Here is a 12,633-nt window from a genome sequence, read left to right as displayed (position 1 = left end):
TGTCCCCGCGTTGCTAAGGGGGGAAGCGAGATTTGTCCCCGCGTTGCTAAGGGGGGAAGCGAGATTTCTCTCCCCCTGGCTAAGGGGGGAAGCGAGATTTGTCCCCGCGTTGCTAAGGGGGGAAGCGAGATTTGTCCCCGCGTTGCTAAGGGGGGAAGCGAGATTTCTCTCCCCCTTAGTAAGGGGGGGTAAGGGGGGGGTTAGAGCAGTGCGAACTAAACTTAAATCTAAAGTTCCGCCGCCAAAATCAACTACTAAAACTAGAGAACCGGGGCGTTGTACTGCATATCCCAGGGCGGCGGCTGTGGATTCATCTATTACCTGAACTTCCGCAACTCCCAAACTTTCTCCTAAGTCGCGAAACCAATCTAGATATCGCTCAAATGCTCCGACTGGTACTGTAAAGATTACTTTTTCTGCCTGTATATTTTGTAAATATAATTGTTTCCAAATACTTGTGATAAACTGTTCGGCTACTGATTCGGATGTGTAGGTTTCGCCGTCGATATTACGGGGTGGGGGCTGAAAGTCAGCGGCTAAATTGCGTTTAAAAGCTTTGAAAAAACGGTCTGGTTGGGATTGCCCCAAACGCTGCGATCGCACTTTTTCTCCCAGCACCAACTCTTCGGCATTTTTCACAAATACTAAAGTCGGCACTACAGAGATTTCTCGAACATCTCCGCCCGAATTATTCGTTTTAAAAATGCGGGACATCTCGCCCAATCTCAAAGTTTCTGGTGTTTGCGTATCCGGGTTAAGAATGCAGACAACCGTGTTGCTGGTACCGAAGTCAATGGCAACTGTAGTCATGGTGATTTTAGATTTTAGATTTTAGATTTTAGATTTTAGATTTTAGATTTTAGATTTTAGATTTTATTTTTCATTGGCAAGTGTAGTCATAGTGATTTTAGATTTTAGATTTAATTTTTCATTCCCGCTGGAAGGGTACGACTAACTTTAGCAGGAGTAAGAATTTGCTCTCCCTCCCGATAGCCGACAAACCGAATATAAACTAATTCTCCTTCGGTTATATCCTCAACATCCGGCTGGTGCAACTGCGGATTGTAAGCAGTTTGTTCCCAAGCAGAACCGATTGTTTGAAAATCCCAGCTTGATAACAGGTTTTCTAAGGGAGTAAACAAAGCTGAGAGATTTTTGGCTGGCATATCCGGCTTGGCTTCAGCCATTTTGCGGGCGGCGGGATAGTTGGTTAACAAAGTTTGCAACTGTTCAAAGGTAGCGCGGCGGAAATCGGCAGTTAGTTGAGCTTTTTGCTGCTGCAATTCTTCTCGCAGCCGGAAACACTGCTGCCTCAATTCTTCAATTTCGCTGGGATTATTTGTGATTGTAGCCGACATTGGCAGCGCGCTCAAAGTGCGATCGAACTCTTGAAAATTCAAATTCAGCACTGTTGCCAGCCGCCTCAGTTGGTCTAGCGTGAGTTTTCCCACGTCTCCCTGCCGCACTAAGCGCACCCCAAAGCGACTTAAGCCTGCTTTTTCGCCTAAGTCTTGCCAATCGAGAATGTCTAGCTGATTCATGCGTTCCCGCAGAATTGTATCGTACTTAAACTCGATCGCATCTCCCGCCTCAGATGCAGCATAAAGATAGACTAAAATTAGAAAAATGCCCCCGACAGCTAGGGCGAAGCTGAAGGCAGGCAGTGTTGTTACATCAACTGTTGCACCCAGGATATCAAACATCTTTAACTCTTCTAAACTTGTTTTAAAGTCTGCGTTTGTTCAACGACCAAATTTTCTTCGCCTTCGTAGTATTCTGGCAGCAAGTCTTGAGATTCTACTTTTCCGAGGGCTTTTTCAATTCCGGCGGTGGTTTCGGTGCAACTCGAACCGGTGGCGTTGAGGACGGTTTCGGTAATTTTGCCGTCTTTGCCGATGCGGTATTCTATTTGGCGGTATTCTGCCATAATTCTGCCTCTTGGTTTAATGCTTGAGTGTTGACTGCTTAGTGTTGAGTTATATTATAGATTCTATTTACCAATTATTCTAATGAATTTTTGTAGCGACAATGCAACCGGGGTTTCGCCGGAGATTATGGCTGCGATTGCAGCGGCTAATTGCGGTGCTGTGATGTCTTACGGAGATGATGAATATACACAGCGTTTGCAAGTTAAATTTTCGGATTTGTTCGAGACATCGGTGACTGTTTTTCCTGTAGCAACCGGTTCTGCTGCTAATGCTCTAGCCCTGGCGGTTGTTACTCCTCCTTACGGCGCTGTTTACTGTCACGGGGCATCTCATATTAATGTAGATGAATGCGGCGCGCCGGAGTTTTTTACAGGCGGTGCCAAGTTAGTTACAGTAACAGGAAATCATGGTAAAATAGAGGCAGAGACTTTAGGAAAAATACTCGATCGCGCTGGTGCAGGTGTCGTCCATCACGTACAGCCCGCAGCCGTCAGCATCACTCAAGCAACGGAGGCCGGCACAGTCTACCATCCAGCAGAAATTTCCCACATTTCGGAAGTAGTTCGCGATCGCAATTTGCACCTGCACATGGATGGATCTCGCTTTGCCAATGCTGTCGCCAGTCTTGGCTGTTCTCCTGCTGATGTCACTTGGCGCGCCGGTGTGGATATTCTCTCGTTTGGAGCGACAAAAAACGGCGCAATGGCTGCGGAAGCGGTGGTTTTTTTTAATCAAGAATTAGCAAAGACTTTCCCTTTTTACCGCAAGCGCAGCGGGCATCTTTTCTCGAAAATGCGGTTTTTGTCTGCACAGTTGGAAGCGTATATAACGGATGATTTGTGGCTGAAGAATGCGGCTCATGCAAATAATATGGCCGCCAAATTAGCCCAAGGTTTGGCGGGAGTTGAGGGAGCGAATTTTTGCCATCGGGTTGAAGCAAACGAGATTTTTATTCAACTTCCCGAATCGGTAATTACAGCGGTTTTAGCTGAGGGTTTTCTGTTTTATCGGTGGGATGAATGTACTGTTAGACTGGTAACGGCTTTTAATACTTTGGAAGCGGATGTTATTGCTTTCGTGGAAGCGGTTAAACGACATCAATGATTAAAATGTAGGGGCGGGTTTTACGAATAATATCGGCCAGCTATGAACAATCTAAGAAACCCGCCCCCACCTAACAAATAATCCACATCAACCTTGATTTATATTAAATGCAAAAATAGGCGCGGGGATTTCTCGTTGGGTGGGGGCGGGTTTGAGAGATTGTTTGTTATTTACAATTATTGTTGGTGAACCCGCCCCTACATTTTTAATGCGAAAAATAGGCGCGGCATTTCTCGTTGGGTGGGGGCGGGTTTGAGAGATTTTTGGTTATTTACAATTATTGTTTGTGAAACCCGCCCTACAATTTAATAGGTTCAGGAATAGGTTCTGCAACTGCGGCTAGTTCTGGTTCAGATTCTTCGAGGTGTGCTTCTAAAAGCGCCAGATTTCTCATGTTTGATTTATAAAAAGCATCGAAGATATCTCCGACTAAAGGTACGGAACCAACTACGGCTTCTAGACCGATATTGTAAACCATTTTCCCTAGAGTTTTTTGGGGAATATTGAATCGAGTTGCTAAATAAATTAGGTAGGCGGAAAACGCGGTATCTACGATATCCCCAGCACCCGGAACTAAACCGATAATGGGGTCTAAACCAATGCGAAATTTAGTGCCGGGGATGCCAATGGCGGTATCCATCAAGCGGCTGAGTTTGCGGATGCGGTTGAGGGTGGCGAGACGCTCTATGTTGTTCATATTATTATTCTTGAACTAGCTGGAAAATTTGAAATCTGTCGGAAGACGGAAAAAACCATCTAGAAACCGCTCATTTTCCATCTTCGCTAATATGCTGAATTCCCCATTCGTGCATGGCATTAATAATCGGTTTGAGACTTTCGCCCAAAGGCGTTAGCGAATATTCAACTTTTGGCGGCACTTGCAGGTAAATTTCCCGGTGCACGATCCCGTCTGATTCCATTTCCCGCAGTTGCTGCGTCAGCATCTTCTGAGTAATGCCGTTGACAGCTCGTTGCAGCTCGTTAAAGCGCTTCACTCCTGGAAACAACTCCCGCAGAATCAAGACTTTCCAGCGCCCGCCTATCACCTCTAGAGTGCGTTCTACAGGGCAATTTGCTCGATCGACTTTTACTTCTTGGACTTGCATAGTATCCTTTTGGTAACTACCCTACTTTTAAGTGCGTACTTCCCATAATAGCTTGACTCGGTTTAAAGTAGAAACATCGCAGAAATCAAACAAACTAAACCAATAAATATATTCCTGCATCTGGCATCAATCAAAAAGGAGAACACGATGAGCCAACCTGTGATTGCTGATAACAAACCCGCCGTTATGGAACTTGAACCCGGTACTTACTACTGGTGCACCTGCGGTCAAGCTAAGAATCAGCCTTTTTGTGACGGTTCCCATAAAGGTAGCGAATTTGTGCCGCTAGCTTTTGAAGTAACTGAGAAAAAAACTGTGGCGATGTGCAACTGCAAGTCTACCGCAAATTCTCCATTTTGCGACGGCGCTCATAGCAAACTTTAAAGGCAGCAATAATCAAGGAGAAACCAATCGTGCATCAACCGCTTTTGGTTTCATTTGACAACTAAATAGGACTTAGGCATCAATACCAAAGAAACCCGGTTTTTCACCGATATTAAAGCTGCGATGCACTACTATCCTAAAAGAAACCGGTTTCTACGTCCAGGGCTGCTAAACAAACACCACAATTTTCATGATTTTTAAATTAGGAGGAGAAGATGATTACCGTTAGAAAAAGTGAAGCAAGAGGACACGCTAATCATGGTTGGCTGGACAGTTACCACACATTTTCTTTTGCCGGCTATTACGATCCAAATTATATGAATTTTCGCTCTTTGCGGGTAATTAATGAGGATGTCGTTAGCCCCGGCAGAGGTTTCGGCACTCACGGACACAGCGACATGGAAATCATTACTTATGTATTAGAAGGAGCCTTAGAACACAAGGATAGTTTGGGTACTGGTGCAGTGATTAAACCCGGTGAAGTGCAGCGGATGAGTGCAGGTACGGGTATCCAGCACAGCGAGTTCAATAACTCGCAAACAGACCCGGTTCATTTGCTGCAAATCTGGCTGTTACCCGATACAAAAGGCTTGCAGCCGAGTTACGAGCAGCGCGAATTTCCCCTAGCAGAAAGGCACGGAAAACTGCGGTTAGTGGCGGCGCGAGATGCCAGAGATGGTGCTGTGAAAGTGCATCAAGATGTGGATTTGTATGCGGCTGTTTTGGATAAAGATTCGCGGGTTTCTCATGCTTTGCAGCCGAATCGCCATGCTTGGGTGCAAGTTGCTCGCGGCTCGGTTTTGCTGAACGGTTTGACTTTGGAAAATGGCGACGCTGCGGCGGTTAGTGGCGAGTCTGAGTTGGCGATTGAAGCGGCGGAAGATGCGGAATTTTTGCTGTTTGATTTAGCATAAAATTGAATGCGAAATCCCCGAATTATCCAAGAATTCGGGGATTTAATTCCCTAGCATCTGACACATCAAATGGATTTCAAGAATTAACAGAAATATTCTTTTTAGGTCGCCCGCCTTTTTTACCATTTTGCCTTGCTGCTGCTGATTTAGAGCTTGAAGTTGCCTGTCCTCCCTTTCTACCTAATTCAGCCATCCAAGATTTTGTCCCAAAAATACCTGCGATAAGTTCGGGAATACCAAAATCAACATCTAAGCTTTCCCAGTGGACGCTGCTACCGGAAGGAGGTAGCCAAACATCAGCAAGTTGTTCTGGTGAAGCACCTTCTAAGCCTTGTGCCAGCTTTGGCGGAAAAGAAAAAATAGCACCGTTTTTTAGTTTGATCGCAATTAAATCTTCCGACTGATTGTAATGCACGGATTCGGCGCGGGGTTCTGTCGCCTCGGCTTGTTTCCATGCTTCTTTGGCTTTGGCTATTTGCTCTCGGAGATTTTCCTCGGTTAATTCTTTGTCCCAGTTTTTAAATGCCATGTATTTCCTCCCATTTACTTAACAGCATTTCTTGATTGGTCGCTATAAGTTTAAGTGCATTCACGATGTCTTTATTCTTTATTAGATCGTGAGCATAAACTAAAGTAGGAGGTGCTTCCTCACTGCCAATATTAATCTTGAGTTCCATCTGGTTAGCGTCATTTTTTCTACCTTTAAAGACGTGGACATGAGCGGGGATATGGTCGTTAGTATATATGTAAACAAATAAATTGTTCTTGATGTCTTCTATAACTTTGGGCATAATTTTATCGTTAATTTTAAAAAATTTTATATATATTACATATAATAACCCAAGCGTTTGGTTTTGTCAAGTGCAGATGCCTTAGTATTGATATTTTGCACCTGCGGTTACAGTCCGCAAGGGACTTAAGTCCCTTGCTCAAAGCTGAAGTCCTCTCAAGAGGACTGAAGAAGTTTATGTTAAGTTGAAAAAAAAAATGAATTACAGCAGAACAATTCCGGCTATTTTGAGTGCTACGATCGCCCTGAGTTCGATCGCCCTCATCCCACTCACATCACCTCAAATCGCCCTCGCATTAACCGCCGACAAAGTTAAAACCGTTGCCCAACAAATTACTGTTCGCATCCAGGGGCCAAAAGGCGGTTCAGGAGTAATTTTAGAGAAGCAGGGCAGCACATACTATATTCTCACAAACTGGCACGTTGTCGATAAAGCTGGCGATTACGAGGTCGTAACTCCCGACGGCAAAGCTCACTCTGTATCATACAGCCTCGTGCGGCGAATGCCCGGTGCGGATTTGGCGATCGTCCCCTTCAGCAGCACTCAAAGCTACCCCCTGGCTCAATTAGCTAATTCCGCAGCAACTAAGGGAAACAAGGCTTATGTGGCGGGCTGGCCGATATCCGGCGGTTCTCTGAGACAGCCGATTTTCCTCGCCACGGAAGGCCAGCTTACCGGCCGCCAAACTCCCTGGAACGGCTATACTTTGGTCTACAACAACTTAGTGAGAGCGGGCATGAGTGGGGGGCCGGTGCTCGATGACGCGGGGCGAGTTGTCGCAATTAACGGCATTGTTAGGTTAGAGGAAAACTCCGATAAAATCGTGGCGGCGGGGATAGAAATTAATACTTTCATGAAATGGCGATCGACTATTTCCCTGCCAGTAGTTCCCCAATCTCCTACTGCCGGAAACCCGAAAACTCCGGCGAATAATGCGCCCCGCACGCCCGCAAGTGCGATCGCCTTTGCTGCCACAAATACCCTCAAAGGGCCTTCGGAAGTTGTCAGTTCCCTTGCCCTAGCTTCAGCTTATTTTACTACAGGAAATAGCAACGGCACAATCTCTGTTTGGAATTTTCCCAGCGGGCAATTAAAAACTACCCTGCAAGGACACACGGAAGCCGTAAACGCACTGGCTGCGAGTGCGGATGGCAAGGTGTTAGCTAGCGGCAGTGACGACAAAACTGTGAAAATTTGGAATTTAGAAACGGGCGCGGTTGTACGCACTTTAAGCGGACATTCCAATGCTGTTTCGAGCGTTGCCGTTAGTCCTGATGGTCAATTTGTAGCCAGCGGTAGTTGGGACAAAACGATTAAGATTTGGAATGGGAAAACGGGGGAGTTGCTGCGGACTTTGAGTGGGCATTCTGGGTTGGTGAATGCTGTTGCAATCAGTCCTGACAACAAAACTTTAGCTAGTGGCGGTAAAGACGGTTCAATTAGGTTGTGGAATTTAGTTACAGGTCAAGCAATTCGCACGATTAGCGGCAAAAACTTGGCTGTTTTGTCGCTAGCTTTTACTCCCGACGGCAAAAGTTTAGCTGCGGGAAACAGCAATGGCACTGTTGGGTTGTGGAATGCGGTCAACGGGCTGTTAATTCGGCGTTTGAGCGGGCATACTGACGGGGTTTGGTCGGTGGCTTTTAGTCGGGATGGCACTACGCTGGTTACTGGGAGTTGGGATAAGAGTGTGAGGCTTTGGGATGTGCGATCGGGGGATTTGAGAGGTAATTTGAGCGGGCATTCTGGCTATGTTAGTGCTGTGGCTATTAGCAGCGATGGGAAGACTATTGTTAGTGCTGGTTGGTTGGGGGAAATTAAGATTTGGAAAAGGAGTTGAGATTTTTTTTATTTAACCGCAGAGGGCGCAGAGGGCGCAGAGGAAGAGTAGAGAGAACAGGGTTTGCATTTGATTGAGTGGTGTTATACGATCGAGATATTTGGGATAAAAAAATGAGTGGACTAAAGACTAAATTGCCAACTGATATCTGGGTGGTAGCGACATGGGAAGAATTCATCGCGATGGCAGATGACCCAGCTTACAGTAAAGCCAAATGCTATTACCGCAACGGACAAATGAGGATTGAAACTATGTCAGTAGGGCCTGATCATTCACGAGATAATGCGATCGCACTTTTCGCAATTAACCTATTTTGTACTATCAAAGGTATTTCTCTTAACGGATTGGATAACTGTAGCTACCGGAAAACAGGAGTGCGAGAGTGTCAACCGGATGTATCATACTATATTGGAGAAAGAGCGCAATTAGCACCGAGGGGAAGTTCGATCGCAAGTCTTGACGTTACCCCACCGCCAGATTTGGTCATAGAAGTTGCTGACTCAACTTTGGCTGATGATATTGGTGAAAAACGGTTGCTTTACGAAGAGTTAAAAGTTGCTGAATATTGGGTAGTAGACGTGCAGAAATCTCAAATTATTGCCTTTGCTATTATTGCTGATAATGGCAGTCGGCGGCTTGTGCGATCGGAAGTTTTGCCGGGATTAACTATTGCTGTGTTGGAAGAGGCTTTGCGGCGGAGTCGCACTGAAGATCAAGCACAGGTAGGGGCTTGGTTGTTGGCTCAATTTCAGCAGTAATCCAAATAGAAAGCGATCGCCCTCTCTGCAAAAAAGCGCGATTGTCCAACCTACTCGATCTTAACTCCCCAAGCTACACTACTAAATCTTCGATCGAGAATTTCAATAAGTCGCACAGGGCTTTCATCTGTGCTGGGTATAGCTTGGGGACGTGTCTGTCGGTTTCCCAGTTGATTACTGTGGATTCCACCACATTACACGCTCTTGCCACTTGTATTCTAGTCAAACCTAGACTTTCACGTCTTTCTCTTAGCTTTTGCCCCAGCGTCATTATCTATCCCGTACTTAGTTCAGTTGATTCTATTTATTCAGTTGACTATATGTAGTTGGTGTCCTAACCTAGAGATAGACACAAAGTCTAACAAAAGTCAAAAGCCAGTCCCCGCCCTAGACAAGCATTGAACTGGCTTTGGCTCCAACACTGAATGGAGACAAACTTAATTATGCCCTACAAACAGCGCCTTAACAGGTGGTTGGTTGTTCGCCTGCTTCCCAATATGCAGCGAATCACTGTGGCCCACTTTTTCAGGCATTCCGATGCTGACGGCTATCTGCGGATCGTCCGGCAGTTAATCCCCAAGGCTCAATTTGTGATTGTTTTTAATGCCGATATCAACCTAGAAACAGCGCCTAACAACATCGAAGGCAGCTAGTTGAGGGTTTGGTTAGGCACAGAACCTACTGGTAGGGTGCGTCGGTTGGTAGGGATTCGATGTACATCGGCTAATCATTTCCCCGCGCCGCACCCTACTACCTAGCATTTTGCTTCAACTAGACAGCAGGAGTCCCGCGCTCTACCGCAGGGCGTGAGCGTCGGAAGGAATGCGCGTGAGTGAAGAGATCCACCCCTGACCAAAACCGACAATCTTTAGATGTTGGAAGGGAAGGGGTGGTCGAAGAACGAACAGATTCCTGATCCTGCCCCGTCGCCAACAAAACCCGCCTATTGGAGCGAGGTAGTCACTCGGTCGGGTATGATAGTGCGCGGTTTTACTGCCTACCAGCTCGATAAAATGCACTACGGCGATTCCCTACGGGATAGGTACGGTAGGACATGGTGGAAAGAAGTGATCGATAAGGGTAACGAGAATTTACGGCCACTAGGTTCCCGTGCAAACACAGTGTGGTGTCGGTAAGGACAAAACTTGAAAATGAATTATTTTACTCAACCCGTTAGCGCTGCTAGAGGTAACGGGTTTTTTGCTTAAATCCAAAATCCAAAATCTAAAATAGCAATTAACATAAAACCCAGTTTTGTTCTGAGGCACGCTTGCTTAATCGCAAATACCGCTAACGGGTCGGTAGAAGATTGATAGAAGAGCTCGCTTGTAAGTGACTACTGGATAAGGGACACTGGGACAGGTGAACAGGCAAAAACAAGGCCCAAAAAGCCTCTAAAATGGCTGTTTTGCTAGAGTGTTGATAGAAATCAGGTACTTAGAGGCTGAAAGTATTGGAAAATGATTGAAGTAGATGAGTTAAGCAAAACTTACGGTTCGACCGCAGCGATCGCGGACGTGTCCTTCTCGGTCGAATCAGGAGAAATTCTCGGTTTTTTGGGGCCAAACGGCGCTGGTAAAACCACAACCATGCGGATTTTGTCGGGATATTTGCCGGCATCCAGCGGTACGGCCCGCATCGCCGGCATGGATGTTCACGAAAACTCGATGGCAGTCAGACAGCGCATCGGTTATCTGCCGGAAAACCCGCCACTGTATCCAGAAATGACTGTGGAAGGGTTTCTGTTTTTTGTCGCCCGGATTAAGCAAGTGCCTGCGGGCGATCGCGCGCGACGAGTTACCTCCGCGATCGAACGCTGCGGCCTGGTTGATAAACGCAAAGTTTTAATCCGCAAACTTTCTAAAGGATTTCGCCAGCGCGTCGGTATCGCGCAGGCGATCGTCCACGATCCACCGGTCATTATCTTAGACGAACCAACCGTCGGCCTCGACCCCCGACAAATCATCGAAGTCCGCAATTTAATCAAAAGTCTTGGCGGCCAGCACACAATCATCCTTTCCACGCACATTCTGCCGGAAGTCAGCATGACTTGCAACCGCGTCACCATCATCAATCGCGGTAAAATCGTCGCTGCGGGTAGTCCCGAAAATTTGATGGGAGAGTTGGCTGTCGGAGAGGGTTACGAACTCGAAGTGGAAGGGGAGGCGGATTTGGTAAACAGTCTGCTGTTGCCTTCTTTGGAAAATGTGCCGGGAGTTCGATCGGTGGAATTGATTCCAAGCCAGCAATATTTAGTGAATCGCTACCGCCTGCGGGCATTGTGCGAATCGGAAAGAGAACCCGGACGAGAAATTGCTACAGCTATCGTCGCCTCTGGATTTGGACTGTGCGAAATGCGTCGCTCTCGCGCTACTCTCGAAGATGTCTTTTTAAGGCTGACAGCGGCTGAAAAGAAACCAGAAGAAAATCTGGTTCACAGCGAACCGGAGGTCGATCAAAATCTGCAACAAGCAGCAGAAATTCAAAACTCGATCGCCGATTCTCATCAATCTGAATCGCAACCGACGATCATCCCGGACAATCTGCCCGTTTCAAATAAACCAGAGTCTCTCTATGATTCTCATTCAGCATCGGAACCAGTTGCAGAAGCTGAAGAGTTACTTTCTGATTCTCATTCCGCATCGGAACCGGTTGCAGAAACCGTAGAGCCGATAGAACTTTCTCCACCAGAATTAGAATCAGTTGCAGAAACCGTAGAGCCGATAGAACTTTCTCCACCAGAATTAGAATCAGTTGCAGAAACCGTAGAGCTGATAGAACTTTCTCCACCAGAATTAGAATCAGTTGCAGAAACCGCAGAGTTGATTGAACATCCTCAACCAGAATCTGAACCAGTTGCAGAAACCGTAGATTTGAGTGAAGCGAAGCATCACCGTTTGGGTGTCACAGAAACCCGAGGATCTTACTCGCTACAGATATCTAAACAAGCAAGCAGGATGCTCACTTTTGTAAAAAATGTTTTTTATAAAAGTGAGAAACTCCCGATAGAACCTTCTCCACCAGCACCAGTTGTCGAAAATCTAGAAGTTTCAGAAACCGTAGAGTCGATCGAGCATCATGAACCAGAACCGATAGTCGAAAATCTGCCCGTTGTTTCAGAAACAGTAGAGTCGATCGAGCATCATGAACCAGAATCCGAACCAGTTGTCGAAACCGTAGAGTTGATCGAGCATCATGAACCAGAACCGGTTGTCGAAAATCTGCAAGTTGTAGAAACCGTAGAGTCGATCCAACCTTCTCAACCAGAACCGATAGTCGAAAATCTACTTATTGTAGAAACCGTAGAGTCGATCCAACCTTCTCAACCAGAACCGGTTGTCGAAAATCTGCAAGTTGTAGAAACCGTAGAGTCGATCCAACCTTCTCAACCAGAACCGGTTGTCGAAAATCTACTTATTGTAGAAACCGTAGAGTCGATCGAGCATTCTCAACCAGAACCGATAGTCGAAAATCTGCAAGTTGTAGAAACCGTAGAGTCGATCGAGCATCATGAACCAGAATCCGAACCAGTTGTCGAAACCGTAGAGTCGATCGAGCATCATGAACCAGAACCGATAGTCGAAAATCTGCAAGTTGTAGAAACCGTAGAGTCGATCGAGCATCCTCAACCAGAACCGGTTGTCGAAAATCTGCAAGTTGTAGAAACAGTAGAGTCGATCGAGCATCCTCAACCAGAACCGGTTGTCGAAAATCTGCAAGTTGTAGAAACAGTAGAGTCGATCGAGCATCCTCAACCAGAACCGGTTGTCGAAAATCTGCAAGTTGTAGAAACAGTAGAGTCGATCGA

Annotated in this window: 14 protein-coding genes and 1 pseudogene; 7 read left to right on the top strand and 8 right to left on the bottom strand. The window is 46.3% G+C overall.

The window, feature by feature from the left end; genetic code table 11:
- The 3 genes from QT973_RS18775 to QT973_RS18765 form a co-directional block, all read right to left on the bottom strand.
- Window positions 1-810, bottom strand: an 810-nt coding sequence (locus tag QT973_RS18775) for an Hsp70 family protein (RefSeq protein WP_333391930.1), incomplete at its 3' end; no start/stop codon positions are given.
- Between the two features lie 110 nt (window positions 811-920).
- On the bottom strand, window positions 921-1,703 hold the full coding sequence (locus QT973_RS18770) for an XRE family transcriptional regulator (protein WP_333210539.1): 783 nt from the start codon (window positions 1,701-1,703) through the stop codon (window positions 921-923).
- 11 nt (window positions 1,704-1,714) lie between these two features.
- Window positions 1,715-1,927 (bottom strand): DUF2997 domain-containing protein, encoded by a 213-nt coding sequence (locus tag QT973_RS18765; RefSeq protein WP_333129970.1) that lies wholly within the window; start codon window positions 1,925-1,927, stop codon window positions 1,715-1,717.
- 82 nt (window positions 1,928-2,009) lie between these two features.
- On the opposite strand from QT973_RS18765, the gene QT973_RS18760 reads away from it, so the two are divergent.
- Window positions 2,010-3,032, top strand: coding sequence for a beta-eliminating lyase-related protein (locus QT973_RS18760; protein ID WP_333391928.1), 1,023 nt, complete (start codon window positions 2,010-2,012; stop codon window positions 3,030-3,032).
- Between the two features lie 298 nt (window positions 3,033-3,330).
- On the opposite strand, the gene QT973_RS18755 is transcribed toward QT973_RS18760, so the two are convergent.
- Together QT973_RS18755 and QT973_RS18750 are read right to left on the bottom strand one after the other, a co-directional pair.
- Window positions 3,331-3,729 carry a DUF4112 domain-containing protein gene (locus QT973_RS18755; protein ID WP_333052741.1) on the bottom strand — a complete coding sequence of 133 codons (399 nt, stop codon included), beginning with the start codon at window positions 3,727-3,729 and terminating at the stop codon, window positions 3,331-3,333.
- Between the two features lie 70 nt (window positions 3,730-3,799).
- Window positions 3,800-4,138: a winged helix-turn-helix transcriptional regulator gene (locus QT973_RS18750; protein ID WP_015177415.1), complete on the bottom strand. Its 339-nt coding sequence runs from the start codon at window positions 4,136-4,138 to the stop codon at window positions 3,800-3,802.
- A 147-nt stretch (window positions 4,139-4,285) separates the two neighbouring features.
- On the opposite strand from QT973_RS18750, the gene QT973_RS18745 reads away from it, so the two are divergent.
- Both QT973_RS18745 and QT973_RS18740 read left to right on the top strand, forming a co-directional pair.
- Window positions 4,286-4,522 (top strand): CDGSH iron-sulfur domain-containing protein, encoded by a 237-nt coding sequence (locus QT973_RS18745; RefSeq protein WP_333052739.1) that lies wholly within the window; start codon window positions 4,286-4,288, stop codon window positions 4,520-4,522.
- Between the two features lie 215 nt (window positions 4,523-4,737).
- Window positions 4,738-5,436: a pirin family protein gene (locus QT973_RS18740; protein ID WP_333052738.1), complete on the top strand. Its 699-nt coding sequence runs from the start codon at window positions 4,738-4,740 to the stop codon at window positions 5,434-5,436.
- Window positions 5,437-5,512: 76 nt separating this feature from the next.
- Here QT973_RS18740 and QT973_RS18735 read toward each other — a convergent pair whose 3' ends face one another.
- Window positions 5,513-5,965 carry a DUF2442 domain-containing protein gene (locus QT973_RS18735; RefSeq protein WP_333052737.1) on the bottom strand — a complete coding sequence of 151 codons (453 nt, stop codon included), beginning with the start codon at window positions 5,963-5,965 and terminating at the stop codon, window positions 5,513-5,515.
- A complete protein-coding gene (locus QT973_RS18730) occupies window positions 5,955-6,227 on the bottom strand; it encodes a DUF4160 domain-containing protein (RefSeq protein WP_333052736.1) in 273 nt (90 codons plus the stop codon). The genes QT973_RS18735 and QT973_RS18730 overlap by 11 nt, the downstream gene beginning before the upstream one ends.
- A 196-nt stretch (window positions 6,228-6,423) precedes the next feature.
- Between QT973_RS18730 and QT973_RS18725 the strand changes: the two genes are divergently transcribed.
- Together QT973_RS18725 and QT973_RS18720 are read left to right on the top strand one after the other, a co-directional pair.
- On the top strand, window positions 6,424-8,067 hold the full coding sequence (locus QT973_RS18725) for a WD40 domain-containing protein (RefSeq protein WP_333233835.1): 1,644 nt from the start codon (window positions 6,424-6,426) through the stop codon (window positions 8,065-8,067).
- 113 nt (window positions 8,068-8,180) lie between these two features.
- The gene (locus tag QT973_RS18720; protein ID WP_333052734.1) at window positions 8,181-8,825 is read left to right on the top strand and encodes a Uma2 family endonuclease; all 645 of its coding nucleotides are present in this window, start codon (window positions 8,181-8,183) and stop codon (window positions 8,823-8,825) included.
- A 73-nt stretch (window positions 8,826-8,898) separates the two neighbouring features.
- On the opposite strand, the gene QT973_RS18715 is transcribed toward QT973_RS18720, so the two are convergent.
- Window positions 8,899-9,096: a helix-turn-helix transcriptional regulator gene (locus QT973_RS18715; RefSeq protein ID WP_332970604.1), complete on the bottom strand. Its 198-nt coding sequence runs from the start codon at window positions 9,094-9,096 to the stop codon at window positions 8,899-8,901.
- Window positions 9,097-9,250: 154 nt separating this feature from the next.
- On the opposite strand from QT973_RS18715, the gene QT973_RS18710 reads away from it, so the two are divergent.
- Both QT973_RS18710 and QT973_RS18705 read left to right on the top strand, forming a co-directional pair.
- A complete protein-coding gene (locus tag QT973_RS18710) occupies window positions 9,251-9,478 on the top strand; it encodes a hypothetical protein (protein WP_332970605.1) in 228 nt (75 codons plus the stop codon).
- Between the two features lie 807 nt (window positions 9,479-10,285).
- Window positions 10,286-11,341: pseudogene (locus QT973_RS18705) on the top strand (ABC transporter ATP-binding protein); the annotation flags it as partial.
- Window positions 11,342-12,633 lie beyond the last annotated feature (1,292 nt).

The organism is Microcoleus sp. Z1_A1, assembly GCF_036700305.1.
In the GTDB taxonomy this organism is placed as follows: Bacteria; Cyanobacteriota; Cyanobacteriia; order Cyanobacteriales; family Microcoleaceae; genus Microcoleus.
This window is presented reverse-complemented; position numbering and strand designations above follow the sequence as displayed.